Source organism: Thalassobacillus sp. B23F22_16, assembly GCF_043496955.1.
GTDB classification, from domain to species: domain Bacteria; phylum Bacillota; class Bacilli; order Bacillales; family Halobacillaceae; genus Thalassobacillus; species Thalassobacillus devorans_A.
Genome location: NZ_JBIEKD010000002.1, coordinates 150,042 through 170,506 on the forward strand (window position 1 = coordinate 150,042; position 20,465 = coordinate 170,506).

General features: G+C 43.5%; 18 protein-coding genes. All 18 read left to right on the plus strand.

Annotation, left to right across the window (positions count from 1 at the left end):
* The first annotated feature begins 66 nt into the window (after positions 1-66).
* The 18 genes from ACGTNI_RS03325 to dapG all read left to right on the plus strand — a co-directional run bounded on the left by ACGTNI_RS03325 (position 67) and on the right by dapG (position 20,443).
* Positions 67-4,362 carry a PolC-type DNA polymerase III gene (locus ACGTNI_RS03325; protein WP_085508334.1) on the plus strand — a complete coding sequence of 1,432 codons (4,296 nt, stop codon included), beginning with the start codon at positions 67-69 and terminating at the stop codon, positions 4,360-4,362.
* Between the two features lie 290 nt (positions 4,363-4,652).
* The gene (gene rimP, locus ACGTNI_RS03330) at positions 4,653-5,126 is read left to right on the plus strand and encodes a ribosome maturation factor RimP (RefSeq protein WP_085508335.1); all 474 of its coding nucleotides are present in this window, start codon (positions 4,653-4,655) and stop codon (positions 5,124-5,126) included.
* 15 nt (positions 5,127-5,141) lie between these two features.
* The gene (nusA, locus tag ACGTNI_RS03335; protein ID WP_085508336.1) at positions 5,142-6,257 is read left to right on the plus strand and encodes a transcription termination factor NusA; all 1,116 of its coding nucleotides are present in this window, start codon (positions 5,142-5,144) and stop codon (positions 6,255-6,257) included.
* 12 nt (positions 6,258-6,269) lie between these two features.
* The gene (gene rnpM / locus ACGTNI_RS03340) at positions 6,270-6,539 is read left to right on the plus strand and encodes an RNase P modulator RnpM (protein WP_085508337.1); all 270 of its coding nucleotides are present in this window, start codon (positions 6,270-6,272) and stop codon (positions 6,537-6,539) included.
* Between the two features lies 1 nt (position 6,540).
* Positions 6,541-6,852 carry a YlxQ family RNA-binding protein gene (locus ACGTNI_RS03345; RefSeq protein WP_062445875.1) on the plus strand — a complete coding sequence of 104 codons (312 nt, stop codon included), beginning with the start codon at positions 6,541-6,543 and terminating at the stop codon, positions 6,850-6,852.
* 4 nt (positions 6,853-6,856) lie between these two features.
* On the plus strand, positions 6,857-8,980 hold the full coding sequence (gene infB / locus ACGTNI_RS03350; RefSeq protein WP_394460044.1) for a translation initiation factor IF-2: 2,124 nt from the start codon (positions 6,857-6,859) through the stop codon (positions 8,978-8,980).
* Positions 8,977-9,255, plus strand: coding sequence for a DUF503 domain-containing protein (locus ACGTNI_RS03355; protein WP_062445877.1), 279 nt, complete (start codon positions 8,977-8,979; stop codon positions 9,253-9,255). Before infB ends, ACGTNI_RS03355 begins: the two co-directional genes overlap by 4 nt.
* A 30-nt stretch (positions 9,256-9,285) precedes the next feature.
* On the plus strand, positions 9,286-9,639 hold the full coding sequence (gene rbfA / locus ACGTNI_RS03360; protein WP_394460046.1) for a 30S ribosome-binding factor RbfA: 354 nt from the start codon (positions 9,286-9,288) through the stop codon (positions 9,637-9,639).
* Positions 9,640-10,167: 528 nt separating this feature from the next.
* On the plus strand, positions 10,168-11,064 hold the full coding sequence (gene truB / locus ACGTNI_RS03365) for a tRNA pseudouridine(55) synthase TruB (protein ID WP_394460048.1): 897 nt from the start codon (positions 10,168-10,170) through the stop codon (positions 11,062-11,064).
* Positions 11,065-11,100: 36 nt separating this feature from the next.
* Positions 11,101-12,048, plus strand: a complete 948-nt coding sequence (gene ribF, locus ACGTNI_RS03370; protein WP_394460050.1) for a bifunctional riboflavin kinase/FAD synthetase — start codon at positions 11,101-11,103, stop codon at positions 12,046-12,048.
* Between the two features lie 122 nt (positions 12,049-12,170).
* Positions 12,171-12,440 (plus strand): 30S ribosomal protein S15, encoded by a 270-nt coding sequence (gene rpsO / locus ACGTNI_RS03375; RefSeq protein ID WP_062445880.1) that lies wholly within the window; start codon positions 12,171-12,173, stop codon positions 12,438-12,440.
* Positions 12,441-12,652: 212 nt separating this feature from the next.
* Positions 12,653-14,779 (plus strand): polyribonucleotide nucleotidyltransferase, encoded by a 2,127-nt coding sequence (pnp, locus tag ACGTNI_RS03380; RefSeq protein ID WP_394460052.1) that lies wholly within the window; start codon positions 12,653-12,655, stop codon positions 14,777-14,779.
* 175 nt (positions 14,780-14,954) lie between these two features.
* On the plus strand, positions 14,955-15,890 hold the full coding sequence (locus tag ACGTNI_RS03385) for a polysaccharide deacetylase family protein (protein ID WP_394460054.1): 936 nt from the start codon (positions 14,955-14,957) through the stop codon (positions 15,888-15,890).
* 18 nt (positions 15,891-15,908) lie between these two features.
* Positions 15,909-16,148: a YlmC/YmxH family sporulation protein gene (locus ACGTNI_RS03390; protein ID WP_394460056.1), complete on the plus strand. Its 240-nt coding sequence runs from the start codon at positions 15,909-15,911 to the stop codon at positions 16,146-16,148.
* Positions 16,149-16,559: 411 nt separating this feature from the next.
* Positions 16,560-17,459 carry a dipicolinic acid synthetase subunit A gene (gene dpaA / locus ACGTNI_RS03395; protein WP_394460058.1) on the plus strand — a complete coding sequence of 300 codons (900 nt, stop codon included), beginning with the start codon at positions 16,560-16,562 and terminating at the stop codon, positions 17,457-17,459.
* Positions 17,456-18,055: a dipicolinate synthase subunit B gene (locus tag ACGTNI_RS03400; RefSeq protein WP_394460060.1), complete on the plus strand. Its 600-nt coding sequence runs from the start codon at positions 17,456-17,458 to the stop codon at positions 18,053-18,055. The genes dpaA and ACGTNI_RS03400 overlap by 4 nt, the downstream gene beginning before the upstream one ends.
* Before the next feature lie 99 nt (positions 18,056-18,154).
* Entirely contained in the window at positions 18,155-19,201 is a 1,047-nt protein-coding gene (asd, locus tag ACGTNI_RS03405) for an aspartate-semialdehyde dehydrogenase (protein ID WP_394460062.1), read from the plus strand.
* Between the two features lie 24 nt (positions 19,202-19,225).
* Positions 19,226-20,443, plus strand: coding sequence for an aspartate kinase (dapG, locus tag ACGTNI_RS03410; protein WP_394460064.1), 1,218 nt, complete (start codon positions 19,226-19,228; stop codon positions 20,441-20,443).
* The last annotated feature ends 22 nt before the right edge of the window (positions 20,444-20,465 follow it).

The following is a 20,465-nucleotide window of genomic DNA, read 5'->3' on the forward strand; positions in this document are numbered from 1 at the left end:
ATTGGATTAATTTAGAAAAGCGGCATTCAGTTTGTAAAGGCTGCAGATACACTGGGAGGAATCATCGTGGGAGTTTCAAGTAGAGAGAAGATGGAGTTGTTATTCGAACAGATTCAGTTTCCTGAAGAGCTGGCAGAGGAGCATATGGGAAAGAGTTCTTTAAAGAAATTGGACGTTTTTACGCAAACAAAAACGTGGCACTTTCATTTTCAACTGGAATGCCCGCTGCCTCCATCTGTTTATCAGTTATTCACAACGAAATTGCAGGAAGGGTTCAGGCATATAGCTGAAGTAGTGGACTGGACGATGCATACCGATCAACAATCGCTTGAAGAACAAGACCTGCTGGATTATTGGAAATGTTTTGTCACTACTGTTCCTCAGCTGTCTCCTGCTTATAAGGATCTTGTCTTGGAACAACAACCAGAAATAAACGGTAATAAGATTATGTTAACCTGCAGGAATGAAGCAGAGAGTCACGCTGTCAGGAAGCGGCTGCATGAACCGCTGCTCTCCTTCTGCAAAAAAGTGGGTATCACGCCTTGCACGATCACCACTAAAGTGAAAAGTCAGGAAGAAGAAATCAAGAAGTTTCAGCAGGAGCGCCAAAAAGAAGATCAATTATTTGTCCAGCAGGCCGTCAAGGAAAAAGAGGAACGGGCAAAACAACAGAGCGAAGGACAGCATGAAGGACCTGTCATGATCGGTTATAACATCCAGGAAGAACCTGATAAGATGAGCGATATCCTTGAAGAAGAACGCAGGAAAATCGTACAAGGTCACATCTTTGATGTCGAAGTAAAAGAGCTTCGTTCCGGACGTCACCTCCTGCTATTAAAAGTGACGGACTACACGGATTCCTTTTCTATCAAAATGTTCTCCCGCGGTGATGATCATGCGGAACAATTTAAGGCGATTAAAAAAGGAATGTGGATTAAAGCCCGTGGAAGTATCCAAACGGATAATTTCACTTCAGAACTGACCATGATGGCAAACGATATTAATGAAATCAAGCCATCCCTGCGCGTCGATGAGGCACCGGAAGGAGAAAAGCGAGTCGAGCTCCATGCCCATACTACCATGAGCCAAATGGATGCGCCGGTAGCCCCGGGTCGTCTGATCGAAACGGCTGCACGTTGGGGCCATGAAGCGATTGCTATTACAGACCATGCAGTAGTACAGGCTTATCCGGAAGCCCATAGTGCAGGTAGTAAACATGGGATAAAAATCATCTACGGAGTTGAAGCAAATCTCGTTGATGATGGTGTACCAATCGCTTATGAAGAGCAGGACAGGGAACTTGCGACTGATACGTACGTCGTATTTGACGTTGAAACCACGGGTCTGTCTGCTGTTTATGACAAAATCATTGAACTGGCAGCTGTAAAAGTAAAAGATGGTGACATCATCGATCGTTTTGAATCATTCGCGAATCCGCACCATCCATTATCCCAGACAACGACTGATTTAACAGGTATCACCGATGATATGGTAAAAGATGCCCCGGAAATCGAAGATGTACTAAAAGATTTCCATGAGTGGACAGGAGACTCGATCCTTGTCGCCCATAATGCCAGCTTTGATATGGGCTTCCTTAATGCAGGATACAAAAATATCGGCCTCGGGAAGTCTGAGTTACCTGTAATCGATACATTGGAACTTGCTCGTCTGTTGGTTCCGGAGCTGAAGAATCATCGGTTGAACACGTTATGTAAGTTCTTTGATATCGAACTCACTCAGCACCACCGTGCGATTTATGATGCCGAAGCAACTGGGTACCTATTATGGAAGCTTGTCAAGAAGGCACTGGAAAGAGGAATTACTAATCATAAGAACTTGAATGATTATATGGGGGAAGGGAATGCCTATCAACGCTCCCGGCCTTTCCATTGTACACTGTTAGCGACAAATGAGACCGGATTGAAGAATATCTACCGCCTTGTTTCCCATGCGCATATTGATTATTTTTACCGGGTGCCGAGAATACCAAGATCGAAATTATCCAAACTGCGTGAAGGCATCCTGATTGGCTCCGGTTGCGATAAAGGTGAAGTTTTTGAAACGATGATGCAAAAGTCGGAAGAAGAAGCAGAAAAGACCGCTGAATATTACGACTATATTGAAATACAGCCACCCGGAAACTATCGACATTTGATAGAAAAAGAGCTCGTGCAGAATGAAGCACAGATTTTTGATATTTTAAAGAAACTGGTGGCCATGGCAGAACGTCTGGGCAAGAAAGCAGTGGTTACCGGGAATACGCATTACATTGAACCGCATGAAAAGATGTACAGACAGATTCTAATATCCTCTCAGAATGGTAATCCATTGAATCGTCAAACGTTGCCAGAGGTTCATTTTAAGACAACAAACGAACTGATAGATGATTTTACATTTCTAGGTAAAGAAAAGGCGAAAGAGGTTGTTGTCACTAATACTAAGGCAATAGCAAATCAAGTGGAAGAGGTCTCTCCGGTAAAAGAGGACCTTTATACGCCTAATATTGAAGGTGCCGACCAGGAAATCAGGGAAATGTCTTACAATAAAGCGAAGAGCCTTTATGGAGATGAGTTGCCTGAACTGGTAGAGAAACGATTAGAAAAAGAATTAGACAGTATTATCGGGCACGGGTTCGCTGTCATCTACTTGATTTCTCAAAAGCTCGTGAAGAAATCGTTGGATGATGGCTATCTGGTCGGTTCCAGGGGATCGGTTGGTTCCTCTTTCGTTGCCACGATGACGGGAATTACGGAAGTGAATCCACTGCCTCCGCATTATGTATGTCCGCACTGCAGAGAGCCTGAATTTTTCACGGACGGGTCAGTGGGGAGCGGATTTGACCTTCCTGAAAAAGATTGCCCTACATGCGGGGAATCTATGAATAAGGATGGTCAGGATATCCCATTTGAAACCTTCCTGGGGTTTAAAGGAGATAAAGTCCCCGATATTGATTTGAACTTCTCCGGTGAATATCAGCCACAGGCGCATAACTATACGAAGGTGCTGTTCGGTGAAGACAAAGTTTATCGTGCCGGTACGATCGGTACGATCGCAGAAAAGACGGCGTATGGTTATGTGAAAGGATATGCCGGAGACCATCAATTGCAATATAAAAATGCGGAAATCGATCGTCTTGTCCAGGGATGCACCGGTGTGAAACGGACCAGCGGTCAGCACCCGGGTGGTATTATCGTGGTGCCCGATGATAAGGAGATTTATGATTTCACTCCAATTCAGTACCCAGCGGATGATACGAAAGCAGAATGGCGTACGACTCACTTTGACTTCCATTCCATACACGATAACCTCTTGAAGCTCGATATACTCGGACACGATGATCCGACGGTTATCCGAATGCTTCAGGATTTGAGCGGCATTGACCAGAAAGAAATTCCGGTTGATGACCCGGAAGTAATGAAAATCTTCAGTGGGCCGGAAGCGCTCGGCGTAACTGCTGATGAAATACTTTGTAAGACTGGTACGCTTGGTGTTCCGGAATTCGGCACACGTTTTGTCCGTCAGATGCTTGAGGATACCAGCCCGAAAACATTTGCGGAACTGGTCATTATCTCAGGCCTGTCCCACGGTACGGATGTATGGCTGGGTAATGCCCAGGAATTGATCAATGACGGCATCTGTACACTGCCGGAAGTAATCGGGTGCCGTGATGATATCATGGTGTATCTGATGCACAAAGGGCTTGAACCATCCCTTGCCTTTAAGATCATGGAATTTGTCCGTAAAGGGCGCGGCCTCCAGGATGAGTGGATTGAAGAAATGAAAAAACACGGGGTGCCAGACTGGTACATTGATTCCTGTAAGAAAATTAAATACATGTTCCCGAAAGCCCACGCGGCTGCCTATGTATTGATGGCTGTACGGATCGCTTACTTCAAGGTCCACTATCCAATTTACTTCTATGCTGCCTACTTTACAGTCCGTGCCAGTGATTATGAACTGGAAACCATGGTCAAGGGTGCAGATGCAATCAGGAAGCGGATTGAAGAGATTCTGGCAAAAGGAAATGACGCCTCTCCAAAAGAGAAGAGTTTACTTACTGTACTCGAGCTATCTCTTGAAATGTGTCAGCGCGGCTATTCCTTCCAGACCGTAGACCTTTATAAATCCAGTGCCAGTGAGTTCCTTGTAGAAGGAAATACATTGATCCCGCCTTTCAACGCGATCGATGGTCTTGGCACGAATGCTGCTATCAACATCGTAAATGCGAGGGAAGAAGGAGAATTCCTGTCTAAACAGGATCTGCGGGAAAGGAGCCGTATTTCAAAGACGGTTCTTGAATACCTGGACCAGCAGGGCTGCCTGGAAGGCATGCCGGAAGAGAATCAATTGTCCTTATTCTGATTGGTATGAAGGTGCTTTCTTGCATTAAAAAGGAACGTATGGTATATTTTTAATGGTTAGAAAAGTGATACGGAGGACGACGAAAGAGTGGGGCAACCCGCTCTTTCGTTTATCTTTACGGTTATTTTTCTGTTTCGATTTCGCACCTGTCTGTGCACTACACTTGCTGTAGTGCCGTATTTTTGTGGATGACTGCCTGTAACAAATGCTTACTGATTAGTTCAAAAGAATTACATGATAGGAAATGATTATATTAGAAATACTAAGGATAAGAAAAAGGAGGGAACGACATGGGTGACAATGTTATACGCTTGACAGAAGAGCTGGTTCAGCCGGTACTCGAAGAGATGAACCTGGAGCTCGTCGACGTTGAATTCAAAAAAGAAGGAAAGAACTGGTTCCTTCGTGTATTTGTAGATAAGGAAGATGGCGTAGACATCGAGGAATGTGGGTATGTATCTGAACAGCTTAGTGAAAAGCTGGATGACGTGGATCCGATAGAATTCCCTTATTTTCTCGAAGTAGCATCGCCGGGGGCGGAACGGCCTTTGAAAACCAAACAAGCGTTTGAAAAGAACGTCGGCCGCCGTGTCCATGTAAAGCTATATGAACCGATGAGTGGCGAAAAAGAATTTGAAGGTGATTTGACTTCCTTTGAAAATGAGGTCGCCACCATTACTTACAAAATTAAAACAAAGACAAAAACAGTTGAAATTCCGTACGATAAGATTGCTAAAGCCCGTTTAGCAGTGAGTTTCAATTAAAGGGGGAGAAGATAGTTGAGCAACGAACTTTTTGATGCTATCCATTTTTTAGAAAAGGAAAAAGGCATTGATAAAGATGTATTAATCGACGCTTTGGAAGCTGCCTTGATTTCGGCGTATAAAAAGAACTTCAATTCAGCTACCAATGTTCGTGTAGATTTGAACGAGGATGCAGGAACCATGAAAGTTTACGCCCGTAAAACGGTAGTAGATGAAGTGGATGACCCGCAGGAAGAGATTTCAACAGAAGAAGCAAAAGAAATCAATCCTAATTATGAATTGGAAGATGTTATCGAAGTAGAAGTCACACCAAAAGATTTCGGCCGTATTGCTGCACAGGCAGCCAAACAAGTGGTGACACAGCGCGTACGTGAAGCGGAACGCGGAGTCATTTATGGTGAATACAGTGATCGGGAAGAAGATGTTATGACAGGGATCATCCAACGGAAGGATCCTCGCTTTATCTATGTGAACCTTGGTAAAATTGAAGCCCGTCTTCCAGAAGCGGAACAAATGCCGACAGAGACCTATGAAGTCCATGATCGCCTTAAGGTATTGGTTACGAAAGTCGAAAATACCAATAAAGGGCCACAGATTTATGTTTCCCGTACCCATCCAGGCCTATTGAAACGTTTGTTTGAGATGGAAGTACCGGAGATTTTCGACGGTACAGTGGAAGTGAAGTCTGTAGCTCGTGAAGCTGGAGACAGATCCAAAATTTCCGTCCATGCGGAAGATCCGGAAGTGGATCCGGTTGGTTCCTGTGTCGGCCAGCGAGGCCAGCGTGTGCAGGCAATCGTAAATGAATTGAAAGGCGAAAAGATAGATATTGTGCAGTGGTCCGAGGATCCAGTGACTTACGTATCCAATGCCTTGAGCCCGTCGAAAGTGGTAAAAGTGCTGGTCAATGAAGAAGAAAAGGCTACTACTGTCATCGTGCCGGACTATCAACTGTCCCTTGCGATTGGTAAACGAGGGCAAAATGCCCGTCTTGCCGCAAAACTGACAGGATGGAAAATTGATATTAAGAGTGAATCAGAAGCAGAAGAAGAAGGCCTGTTAGATGATAATCTGCAAGAAGATGAAGCAGTTGATGCTTTTTCTGAATCTGACGAAGAACGCTTTGAATAAGGAGTGGTAATAATGGCTGCTTCAAGAAAGATTCCATTGCGTAAATGTGTCGTAACAAAAGAAATGAAGCCGAAACAACAGCTGATCCGCGTGGTACGCAACAAAGAAGGAGAAGTCTTTGTTGATCCAAGCGGAAAGAAAAATGGCAGAGGCGCCTACATTTCAAAGGATCCAAAGGTCATTGAAACCGCTCAGGATCAGGATGTCTTAAGCCGTCAGCTGAATACAAAAGTCGATCATACGATTTATGAAGAACTGAAATCAATGGCTGGAGAGCAGTAACATGCAAAAAGCATTGAATTTATTAGGACTTGCCTATCGTGCTGGCAAGTGCACGCTTGGTGAAGAACTAATCACCAGGGATATCCAGAAGAAAAAAGCAAAGCTTGTCTGGATAGCGGAAGATACCGGCTATCAGACGAAAAAGAAGCTGATAGATAAATGCAGCTTTTATAACATACCCTACTATCTTGCGGCCGACAGGGATACATTATCCCAGGCTATTGGTAAGGAGGGGAGAGTCGCGATCGCAGTTCTTGACCAAGGATTTGCGAAAAAGTTGCAATCGCTGCTCGATGAATCTATTCGGGGGTGAACGTATGAGTAAGATGCGAGTATATGAATATGCGAAGAAAAATGAAATGACAAGTAAGAAAGTGATCGATAAATTGGGGTCGTTGAATATTGAAGTATCCAATCACATGTCAACGATTACCGATGACACCAAAGCCAAGCTGGATCAGGAATTCGGGTTTGTAAAGGAAGAACAAAAACCGGCTGAACAAAAAAGTAACTCCAACAAACAGAACACACATAAACAAAATAACAAAAACAGCCAGCAAAACAAGCAAGCTAACAACAAGAAAAATTCAAACCAAAATAAGAAAAAGAGCAATAATCAGAAGAAAAACAAAAAGCAGGACCGTAAGCAGCAACAACAGCAACAGCAAAAACCTGCTTCTAAAGGGACACCGGATAAGATTCTTTTCTCTGGTACACTAACCGTTGCTGAACTGGCTGACAAATTGAACAAAGATACTTCTGAAATCATCAAAAAGTTGATGATGCTTGGAGTAATGGCAACGAAAAACCAGGATTTAGATGTCGATGCCATTGAATTGATCTGTTCAGAATATGACGTAGAAGTCGAAGAAGAAGTACAAGTAGATGAAACAGATATCGAGAACTATCAATTTGAAGACGCTCCAGAAGACTTGGAAGAGCGTCCTGCCGTTGTTACAATCATGGGCCACGTCGACCATGGTAAAACGACATTACTTGATTCCATCCGTGATACTAAAGTAACAGAAGGTGAAGCTGGAGGTATTACGCAGCACATCGGAGCCTATCAAGTGGAAGAAAACGGAAAGAAAATCACTTTCCTTGATACACCAGGTCACGCCGCGTTTACAAGCATGCGTTCCCGGGGTGCTCAGGTTACCGATATTGCAATTTTAGTAGTTGCAGCAGATGATGGTGTTATGCCACAGACTGTAGAGGCTATCAACCATGCCAAAGCAGCTGAGGTACCGATCATTGTTGCTGTCAATAAAATGGATAAAGAAGGCGCCAACCCGGACCGCGTCATGCAGGAACTCATGGAATATGAGTTGATTTCGGAGGATTTCGGTGGCGAAACCATTTTTGTCAAGATGTCAGCAGTCAAACATGAAGGCATTGATGATCTCTTAGAAATGATTGTCCTTGTATCTGAAATGGAAGAATTGAAAGCCAACCCTAACCGTCCGGCTTATGGTACAGTTATCGAAGCAGAACTCGATAAAGGCCGTGGCTCTGTTGCGACCTTGCTCGTTCAAAATGGTACATTGAATGTAGGAGATCCACTCGTAGTCGGGAATACTTTCGGCCGTGTCCGTGCAATGGTTAACGACCTTGGCCGCCGCGTAAAATCTGTCGGTCCTTCCACCCCTGTGGAAATCACCGGCTTGAATGATGTACCGCAGGCTGGAGACCGCTTCCTGGCATTTGAAGATGAAAAGAAAGCCCGTGCCATTGGAGAAGCCCGTCAGCAGAAACAAATCGAAGCACAGCGTAGTGACAAAACAAAAGTCAGCCTGGATGATTTGTTTGAACAAATCAAACAGGGGGACATTAAGGATATCAACCTGATTGTTAAAGCCGACGTACAAGGATCAGTGGAAGCACTTGCTTCTTCCCTTGAAAAAATTGATGTCGAAGGTGTTAAAGTCAATATCATCCATACCGGTGTCGGTGCTATTAATGAATCAGATATCAATCTGGCATCTGCCTCAAATGGTATCGTAATCGGGTTCAATGTCCGTCCGGATGCTAATGCTAAAAAAGCAGCAGAATCTGAAGATGTGGAAATCCGTCTGCACCGTGTCATTTACAAAGTAATTGAAGAAATTGAAGCAGCCATGAAAGGGATGCTTGATCCGGAATACGAAGAAAAAATCATCGGTCAGGTGGAAGTCCGGGAAACATTTAAAGTTTCCAAAATCGGTACCATCGCAGGTGGTTATGTCACCGATGGTAAAATTACAAGAAACTCAGGTGTGCGTATCGTACGTGACGGCGTCGTCCTCTTTGAGGGTGAAATTGACACCTTGAAGCGTTACAAAGACGATGTCAAAGAAGTGGCACAAAACTACGAGTGTGGGATTACCATCAAAAATTATAATGACATCAAAGAAGGCGACGTCATTGAAGCGTTTGTCATGGAGGAAGTTGAACGTACATGATTCTAAGCGCAGAAATCGAGTGCTTCATTTATGATGCACAATCGTTGAAGGAGAAACGTTCTGTCCTCAAGCGGATAACGACCAGGCTGCAAAATGAATTCAATGTTGCTGTAAGTGAGCTGGAACATCAGGATTTATGGCAGCGGACAGTCATCGGAATCGTGACGATTTCAAGCGACCGTGTTCAGGCAGAACGCCTCATTCAGCAAGCGTTATCCTTCATTGATTCATTTCCTGAAATTGAAAGGGCAGAAACGACCATCGAATGGTGCTGATGCTGCCTGGTCACGGAAGAGGTGGAAGAGATGAGTGATTTACGAGCCAATCGTGTTGCAGAACAAATGAAGAAGGAACTCGGAGACATTATCAGTAAGAAAATCAAAGACCCTCGCGTCGGTTTTGTTACGGTTACAGATGTAGATGTCACCGGTGATCTTCAACAAGCGAAAGTTTATATCTCTGTATTAGGCGATGACAAGCAACAGCAAGACACATTACTTGGATTAGCAAAGGCAAAAGGGTTCATCCGTTCCGAGATCGGAAAAAGAATCCGCCTTCGCAAAACGCCAGAGATTGCTTTTGAATTTGATGAAGCAATTGAACGTGGTAATCGAATTGAAGAAATTTTACGCGATTTGAATGATACAGATAGCAAATAATCAAGACGAGACTGTCCTTTTCAACCTGCTCTTTTGCCCTTATGTACAGTTGCCTGAGGAACACACTGTATCAGGAAGGACATAGAGAGGATATAAAAGTGACAGTCTTTTCTTTTTGATAAGGCCTGTTAAATCTCGGGTTGATTTTACATTGAAGACTATAAAATGAGTAAAAAGCAAAGTTTTATTTACAACACACTAAAAGGCACCTTGGGGATAAGGAACACTGATCCGGGTAATACACGGGTCCGTTAACCTTCTTGATAGCTGGGTGGCGGGGAAACGGTGAGACTCCCGTGGGAGAAGGACCCAGACGAGACCCCGCAGGGAGTGAAACGACCGAGGAGGCTCGGTGGCTCCCCCACAGGAAAGCGAACCGTTTCCCAGCCGCCCTTACTACAGATTCAGTAACGGACCCCAAAATATCTCGAAATTAAGTCTTCGACTTTTTGGGTCTTTAATTGGATAAAATCAATAATATTTTACAGAGCTTTTTTTACTTTAAAATAAGATAGCGAGGTGGATATAGTGGACGGTATACTGCCAGTTTGGAAGCCAAAGGGCTGGACTTCCCACGACTGTGTCATGAAGGTACGTAAAATCCTACATACGAAAAAAGTTGGACACACCGGCACCCTGGACCCCGATGTGGAAGGGGTACTGCCGCTCTGCATCGGCCGGGCAACGAAAATTGTCCCTTTTTTGACCGATACCATAAAAGTCTATGAAGCAGTCGTAACATTAGGCATGGCAACCGATACAGAGGACAGTTCCGGTGAATCAGTCGAAACGAAAGAAGTTGCTGAAGTGTTTGATGAAAAGGAAGTCAAAGGAGTTTTACAGACTTTTCAAGGAGAAATTAAACAAATCCCTCCGATGTATTCTGCGGTCAAAATAAAAGGAAAAAAACTGTACGAATATGCAAGAGAAGGGAAAATAGTTGAACGTCCAGCCCGTGAGGTTTATATTCATAATATAGAAATGATGGGAACGATCAATTATGAAGACGGGAAAGCGAGCTTTCCTTTTCGAGTAGTTTGTTCTAAAGGCACCTATATCCGAACATTATGTGTCGATATCGGAAAAGCTATCGGATATCCAGCACATATGTCATTCCTTGAACGCACCCGTACGGGCGATATTAGAAAAGAAGATTGTTATCAGATAGAAGACATCGAGAAGCTGGCTGAACAGGAAGCCTATGACCAACTGCTGCTGCCGCTTGAAAGAGGATTGAATCATTTGGATTCCTGGCAGGTTGATAAAGAAACAAGCGAGAGGATCCAGCACGGCCAAGTCCTCCCGGCTCCGGCACAATCTTTTGAACGTGATATTTTTCAAGTCAAATATCAGGATAAGGTACTGGCAATCTATCAATTCCATCCGGAAAAGCAAGGCAAAGTAAAGCCGGTACGAGTTTTTTGATTCGTGCTTTATCTGTAATAAAAGTAGGTGAACATCGTGAAAATTACCGAATTGAAATATCCCCATGACTTTAATAAAGAAAATTTCCCTCCTTCTGTTCTGGCCCTCGGCTTTTTTGACGGCGTCCATAAAGGCCATCAGGAGCTGATTAGTACTTCAGTGGAAAAGGCAAGGGAAACGGGACTAAATAGTGCTGTGATGACATTTTACCCTCATCCCTCCGTTGTGTTGAAAAAACAGGAACAGCACGTTGCCTACATTACTCCTATGCGGGAGAAGCAGCAAGTTCTTGAGGAACTGGGCGTCGAGCAATTGTTCATTGTTAAATTTGACGAACAGCTGGCTGATCTATTGCCCCAGGAATTTGTTGATCAATTTCTCATTCAATTGAATGTACGGCATGTTGTGGCAGGTTTTGATTACAGCTATGGAAGGATGGGGCGTGGGAACATGGAAACACTGCCGTTCCATTCCAGGGGAATGTTTGACCAGACAGTGATTGATAAAGTGGAAGATCATGGAGAAAAAATCAGCTCTACCCGTATTCGCCGTGAATTGAAGCAAGGGAATATGTCAGAGGTAGCCAGGCTGCTCGCTCGTCCTTTTTCTACGTACGGGAAGGTAGTACAGGGAGATCAGCGAGGGAGGACCATTGGTTTTCCAACAGCAAATATAGCATTGAACGAAGATTACCTGCTGCCAAAGGTAGGGGTTTATGCTGTCCGTGTAAAATATAAGGGTAAACTTTATCCAGGTATGGCCAACCTTGGATTTAAACCGACTTTCAACGAGGAAAAAGAGAAGCCTAATTTAGAAGTATATATCTTTGATTTTTCCGGAAATATTTATAACGAAGGACTCGATGTATACTGGCATGCGTTCATCCGTGATGAAAAGAAGTTCAACGGGGTCGAAGCACTTGTTGAACAATTGAAACAGGATGAAAGACATATCCGTCAATTTTTCATAGAGAACATGAACTAATCCTTGCATTTTTGCAGCAAAAGTTGTACCCTTAAATACGGAACCTTCGCTTGGCAACGCGTTCCTCCAACGCTTGCTCGGGGAAAGGGAATTTTTATAGAAATCCAGGAGGTGTAGCCGAAATGGCAATCACACAAGAACGTAAAAACGAAATCATTAATGAGTATAAGACTCATGACAACGACACTGGTTCTCCAGAAGTACAGATCGCTGTACTAACTGAGCAGATCACCAGCTTGAATGAACATTTGCGTACGCATAAGAAAGACCATCATTCTCGTCGTGGTTTGTTGAAAATGGTAGGTAAGCGTCGTAACCTTTTGAACTACCTACGTAAAAATGATGTTACACGTTACCGCGAGTTGATCAAGAGTCTTGGCTTGCGTCGTTAATGGTAAAGACAAAAAGCGGGAGTTACTCCCGCTTTTTCTGTATGTTTGCATACATAAAGGTACAGCTGGACGCTGTACACTTTAAATTCATGTATATTCCCGAAGCAGACAGCTCATGCTTTTTATAGAAATAGGAAAAGCTAATGAGCATACAGGCTATACAAGGAATCGTGTTCACTTAACAGTTGTTATTGAGAGGAGTATTAAAAGTTATGGCAGAAGAAAAGCAAATTTTTTCGATCGAAGTTGGCGGTCGGACTTTCTCCATCGAAGTAGGAGAATTAGCCAAGCAGGCTAATGGAGCCTGTATGGTACGCTACGGTGATACATCCGTTTTATCCACTGCGACTGGATCTAAAGAGCCGAAAGATCTACCTTTCTTTCCGTTGACTGTCAATTATGAAGAACGTCTATATGCAGTCGGAAAAATCCCAGGTGGGTTCATTAAAAGAGAAGGACGCCCGAGTGATAAGGCAGTGCTTGCCTCCCGTTTGATCGACCGTCCAATCCGTCCGATGTTCCCGGATGGTTTCCGTAATGATGTACAGGTCATCAGCACCGTAATGAGTGTCGACCAGGATTGTTCTTCAGAAATGGCAGCCATGCTTGGTTCATCATTATCTTTAGGCATTTCAGATATCCCATTCGCCGGTCCGATTGCTGGAGTGATTGTCGGACGTATTGATGGAGAGTTTGTCATCAACCCGACAACAGATCAGCAGGATAAAAGTGACATCAACTTGACGGTTGCTGGTACGAAGGATGCTGTTAACATGGTAGAAGCGGGAGCATTGGAAGTTCCTGAAGAAGACATGCTGGAAGCAATCATGTTTGGGCACGAAGAAATCAAACGTCTGGTGGCATTCCAGGAAGAAGTGATTGAAGCAGTAGGAAAAGAAAAGATGGAAGTGACACTGGTTGACCTCGACCAGGAATTGAAACAGCAGCTGGAAGCTGACGCCAAAGATACTATGGTTAATGCTATCCAGACACACGAAAAGAAAGCCCGCGAACAAGCGATCGATACGGCTAAGAAAGATATTATCGCCAGCTACGAAGAACAGGAAGCTGATGAAGATACAATCAAGAAAGTAAAAGCTATTTTAGATGATATGGTGAAAGAGGAAGTACGCCGATTGATTACAAAAGAAAAGGTACGTCCAGATGGCCGTAGTCCTGAAGAAATCCGGCCACTGTCCTCCCGTGTTGGTGTCTTGCCTCGCACTCATGGGTCCGGACTTTTCACACGTGGACAAACGCAGGCACTGAGTATTTGTACACTGGGACCACTGGGTGATGTTCAGATTCTTGATGGATTGGACCTGGAAGAATCCAAGCGTTTCATGCATCATTACAACTTCCCGCATTTCTCTGTAGGTGAAACAGGGCCGATTCGTGGACCTGGACGTCGTGAAATTGGACATGGAGCTTTAGGTGAACGTGCATTGGAAGTTGTCATACCTTCAGAATCAGACTTTCCTTATACGATCCGTCTGGTATCAGAAGTTCTTGAATCTAATGGCTCTACTTCTCAGGCAAGTATCTGTGCAAGCACATTAGCTATGATGGACGCAGGTGTACCGATCAAGGCACCTGTAGCTGGTATCGCTATGGGGCTCGTGAAATCTGGTGTAGATTATACGATTCTAAGTGATATCCAGGGAATGGAAGACTTCCTTGGCGACATGGACTTTAAAGTGGCAGGTACATCAAAGGGTGTCACTGCACTTCAGATGGATATTAAAATTGAAGGACTTTCCCGTGAAATTCTGGAAGAAGCACTGACTCAGGCGAAGAAGGGCCGTATGCACATTTTGGAAAGCATGCTGTCTACAATCCCTGAATACCGTCAGGAGCTTTCTCAGTATGCGCCTAAGATACTGACGATGCAGATCAAACCGGACAAAATCCGTGATGTTATCGGGCCAAGTGGAAAGCAGATCAATAAAATTATTGAAGATACCGGAGTCAAAATCGACATCGAGCAGGATGGTAAAGTATTCATTTCTTCTACGGATGCAGAAATGAACTTGAAAGCGAAACAGATCATCGAGGATCTCGTTCGTGAAGTGGAAGTCGGTGAAGTATATGAAGGAAAAGTGAAGCGGATCGAAAAATTCGGTGCCTTCGTTGAACTTTTCAAAGGGAAAGACGGTCTTGTACACATCTCAGAAATGGCTGAAGAACGCATCGGAAAAGTGGAAGATGTTGCAAAAATCGGTGATATTCTGAAAGTGAAAGTCAAGGAAATCGACAACCAGGGACGTGTCAACCTTTCCCGCAAAGCTGTACTGATTGAAGAAAAGAAAAAGCAGGAAAAAGAAAATAGTGATGCATAAATGAAAAGAAGCTGGACATCCAGTTTCTTTTTTTACATTAAAAAGGTTTAAAGGTATTAGAAAAACTTAGGCTTTCACCATAAAGACTTGGCGAATAGCTGTTTTTTTAAAATGCTTAATATAAGTTCTAACTCGTCCTTTCTGTCCATAAGTTAACGATAAGGGGGAGTTTGTAATGAAATGGAGATACATAGGAATAAGCGTCATAGCTTTGATCATCATCTATTTTTCCATGTCCGCAAGACCTCTCTCTTACACCCAGGTGTTTGCTCCGTTAACTGCATCTGTGGAAACCACAGACCTCTATAAACAAATTGAAGCCAAAAAAGGAGATTATGATTTACCCGCCCAAGACGCCTATATCGATAAAGTGTGGAAGAAAACACCTGGACTCGAAGGCAGGAAGGTGAATGTGAAGAAGTCCTATGAGAAAATGAAAAAAATGAATACTTTTGATGAAGATAAATTGGTCTACGATGCAGTGCCAACCAAAGTATCATTAGAAGATCTGCCTGCCTCTCCCATCTACCGCGGTCATCCTGAAAAAGAAATGGTTACATTTCTTATCAATGTGTCGTGGGGAGAAGAGCATATTCCGAATATGTTAAAAACTTTGAAAGAAAAAAAGGTAAAGGCTAACTTCTTCATCGATGGACAATTTGCTGAGAAAAACCCTGACCTGGTCAAGATGATTAAAGAGGAAGGTCATATCATTGGAAATCATGCATACAATCACCCTGATATGAGTAGAATGGACAGTGGTCAAATACAAGAGCAAATAGAAAGGACCAACCAGGTCATCACATCGCTTACAGATGAAACCCCAAAATGGTTTGCTCCACCTTCAGGAAGCTACAACAAGGCGGTAGTGGATACAGCAGCTGCATTGGACATGGAAACCATTTTGTGGAGCGTTGATACCGTTGATTGGAAAAAGCCAACCCAGCAAGTTATGGTGCAGCGAGTGGTTTCAAAAATCCACCCTGGAGCAATGGTTTTGATGCACCCAACCCATGTAACTGCTCAAAGTCTCGATGAAATGATTGATCAAATCAGGGAGAACGGGTTAAAAGTCAGTGACATTGAATCTTTATTGAGTGAATCAAGATAAAAGAAGGAGTGGCAGCTGATGAGGTTCAAAAGTTTGAGCGGCAAAGAAATCGTCGATGTATCCAGCGGTACGAAACTTGGGATATTAGGGCAGACCGATTTAGAGATAGATGAAAAAACAGGGGAAATCAAATCATTCGTGATACCGGAATATAAGTGGTTCGGAGTTAAATCCGGCTACGAAGGCCACCGGATAACCTGGAATGAAATTATCCGTGTCGGAGAAGACATGATCCTGATCCAGCCAAAAAAAGGATAAGAGATTCTTATATAAGGATAACTAATAGAGGTGCCGATCGATTAACGATCGGCACCTTTTTATTTTTTTGCAAAACCTTACTTATATATTGATGCAGCCAGGAGAAGATGTATCTTTTTTAACGTCATAAACTTCAACTTATTCCACTAAAGGACCTCCACACCGTTACTACCGTAACGGAAACAAACTATCTCGAAACTGAGTCTTCAAGAAAAGGGAGCTTATTTGTAATATCACCCCTGAGTAAAGCCTCTATTATTTTTGTTATGTTTCTTCATACTTTTTTAAAATTTATGGTAATCACAGACTTTTCATCTTTCACATTTACAAGTGATACAAGGAACGAACAATCCGCTCCTACATAGGATAGAGGGAGAACGTGAAGCACCAATGCAAAAGGAGGTGTCCGGTATGCTGACCGGATGGAATGTGGCAATCCTCGGCGGGGATGCAAGACAAATCGAAATGATCCGCAAGCTGAGTGAATGGGATGCCTCACTTCACTTAGTAGGCTTCGACCAACTAGATTACGGCTTCACCGGAGCAAACCATATCGATATGGATGATGAAGAAGTAGAAAAATTTGACGTTGTCATTCTTCCTGTGGCGGGGACAGATGAAAACGGCAATATTGATAGTATCTTTTCTAATCAACAAATGGTGCTCGATGAAGATTGGGTGACACGGACAAAAGACGACTGTATCTTCCTGACAGGTATAGCCAATAATTATTTAACTGATTTACTGGATAAGACGGAGCGTAAGATGGTCCCTTTACTATCCCGTGATGATGTAGCGATTTATAATTCTGTCCCTACAGTAGAAGGGGCAATCATGATGGTTATTCAAAATACTGATTTCACTATACATTCTTCCAGAGTCCATGTCCTTGGCTTAGGAAGAGTGGGAATGAGTGTCGCGCGTGCTTTTCATGGTCTTGGAGCAAAAGTACATGTAGGAGTAAGAAAACCAGCCCATTACGCAAGAGTGCAGGAAATGGGGTTAGTTCCGTTCTATTTAAATAGCTTAGAAAAAAATGCTGAAAACAGCGACATCATGATCAACACAATCCCAGCTCCGATAATAAACGCTTCCGTAATCAGAAAAATGCCCAGTCATACGTTCATCTTAGATTTGGCGTCTAAACCAGGAGGAACAGATTTCCGCTATGCAGAGAAACGTGGCATAAAAGCGATCATCGCCCCTAGCCTCCCGGGAATTGTAGCTCCTAAAACTGCCGGCAGGATATTAGCGAACACCGTTTCGCAGATTTTAAAAGATTACAAGCGAAAGGATGGAGAATCTAAATGAGTCTTTCAGGGAAAACGATCGGCTTCGGATTGACGGGATCACATTGTACGTATGACGCTGTCTTTCCAGAAATCAAGCGATTAGTGGATATGCAAGCGACAGTGATACCGATTCTCTCCTATACAGTACAAAAGACGGATACCAGGTTCGGGGATGCGACAGACCATTTGAAAAAGTTGAAGGAATTGACCGGTGAAGAACTGATCATGACAATTCCAGATGCCGAGCCGTTAGGACCTAAACGTCCTCTCGACTGTATGGTAATTGCTCCACTTACAGGTAATTCCATGAGCAAAATGGCTAATGCATTGACAGATTCCCCGGTATTGATGGCTGCCAAAGCAACATTAAGGAATGGAGGACCGGTAGTTCTCGGTATTTCCACGAATGATGCCCTGGGGCTTAACGGAGCCAACCTGATGCGGTTGATGGCTACGAAGAATATCTACTTTATCCCTTACGGGCAGGATGACCCATATAAAAAACCGAACTCGCTTGTCGCAGATATGACAAAATTACCGGAAACAGTAGAGGCAGCCATTGCTGGCAGGCAGAAACAACCCGTTTTGATCCAGCGTCATTTTGAAGATGCATAGAATATCGCTAACATCAACTCCCCTTATTATGATAGAATACAAGAAGTGACTCTATTTCAGAGAATTTTCAATTATTCAAACGAGAAAGGGGACACGGATATGAGTCAATCAAAACAATACAACGTAGCAGTAGTAGGTGCCACAGGCGCTGTTGGTCAAAAAATGATAGAAACATTGGCAGATCGTGACTTTCCAATCAAAAGTCTGAAGCTGCTTTCCTCCTCGCGCTCAGCGGGTAAGAAAATTTCTTATAAAGGTGAAGAAATTACAGTAGAAGAAGCTAAACCTGAAAGCTTTGAAGGAATTGATATCGCCCTATTTTCCGCAGGTGGTTCCATTTCTAAAAAGCTGGCTCCTGAAGCAGTAAAACGAGGAGCAGTTGTGGTGGATAATACAAGTGCTTATCGTATGGATCCAGAGGTACCGCTTGTCGTACCTGAAGTAAATAAAGAAGATATCAAAGAGCATAAAGGAATTATTGCGAATCCGAACTGTTCCACTATCCAAATGGTAGCAGCGTTGGAACCGATCAAAGATGCTTACGGATTAACCAGGGTAATCGTATCTACCTATCAGGCTGTTTCAGGCTCTGGTACAGAAGCGATTGAAGAATTGCGCGAACAATCGCAGTCCTTCTTGAACGGAGAAGAGATGAAGGCAGAAATCCTTCCAGTCAAAGGCGACGAGAAACATTATCCAATCGCGTTCAACGCGTTACCGCAAATCGACTCCTTTGAAGAGAATGGTTATACCTTTGAAGAAATGAAAATGATTAACGAAACGAAGAAAATCATGCACGCGGAAGACTTGTCTGTAGCAGCTACATGCGTAAGACTTCCGATTTTCACATCTCATGCTGAAAGTGTATATATTGAAACAGAGAAAGAAGGACTATCAGTTGAGGATCTACATCAATCCCTGAAAAATGCACCAGGCATCGTATTGGAAGACGAACCGGCGACTCAAACATATCCTACTCCGCTAAGTGCAGCAGAAAAGCGGGATGTGTTTGTAGGCAGGGTTAGAAAAGACCTGGATCAACCAAATGGTTTCCATCTTTGGATCGTCTCTGATAATCTATTAAAGGGAGCGGCTTGGAATTCTGTACAAATCGCAGAACAACTGGTTGCTAATGATTGGTTGTAATTTCTTAGTTGATGGGGTGTCAACATGAAAGTAGTAGTACAAAAATTTGGTGGAACATCTGTAAGAGATGAAGCAGGAAGAGCAAAAGCAATCGAACATATTCAGACAGCTATTGAACAAGGATATAAAGTGGTGGTCACCGTTTCTGCAATGGGCAGGAAGGGTGATCCTTACGCCACAGATTCTTTACTTGACCTCGTGGGTTTTCCTGCCTCTAATATTTCTTCCCGTGAACGTGATTTACTGATGTCATGCGGAGAGACAATTTCCTCTGTAGTTTTTTCCAATGAACTGAAACGGGCAGGTATCCATTCGATCGCATTAACCGGCGGTCAGGCTGGATTCATAACAAATGGAGATTTTACAAAAGCTAAGATTATCAAAATGGATGCTACACGTGTGGAAGAAGAACTGGATTCCCATGATGTAGTGGTTGTAGCAGGCTTCCAGGGCAGGTCGGAAGAGAATGAAATCACTACGATTGGCCGTGGAGGAAGTGACACGACAGCAGCTGCATTAGGTGCTTCCCTGCAGGCAGATTTTGTGGATATCTTCACAGATGTAGAAGGTATTATGACAGCAGATCCGCGGATTGTCGATTCGGCACGTGCTCTTGATAAGGTTACTTACAATGATATTTGTAATTTAGCCTACCAGGGTGCAAAAGTGATTCATCCAAGAGCAGTTGAGATTGCCATGCAGGCGGAAGTGCCAATCCGGGTCCGTTCTACTTACTCGGTTGATGAAGGCACACTCGTCACTTCCTCTCGTGAGTCGGAAGCTGGAAAGGATATCCCGGATCGACTGGTGACAGGAATTGCACATATATCCGGAATAACACAAATTCGTGTCCTTGCTAAAGAAGAACCATATCAGCTGCAGTCGGAAGTATTTAAATCCATGGCCGAAGCTGGTATATCTGTTGATTTCATTAATATTTCTCCTAGCGGGGTAGTTTATACGATTGAAGATTTATATACGAACCGCGCTGTGGAAATTTTAGAGAATCTGGGCTATACGCCTGAAGTTATCCGTAATTGTGCAAAAGTGTCGACAGTTGGCGCTGGAATGACTGGGGTCCCGGGTGTTACTGCAAAAATCGTCCATACGCTGACAGAAGCCGGCGTTCAGATTTTGCAGTCCGCCGACTCCCATACAACCATATGGGTGTTAATCCCTCAGGACGATTTAGTGACAGCTGTTAATGCTTTGCATAAAGTGTTTGAACTTGATCTTGAATAATTGTGAGTAAGAAGGGAGAAAG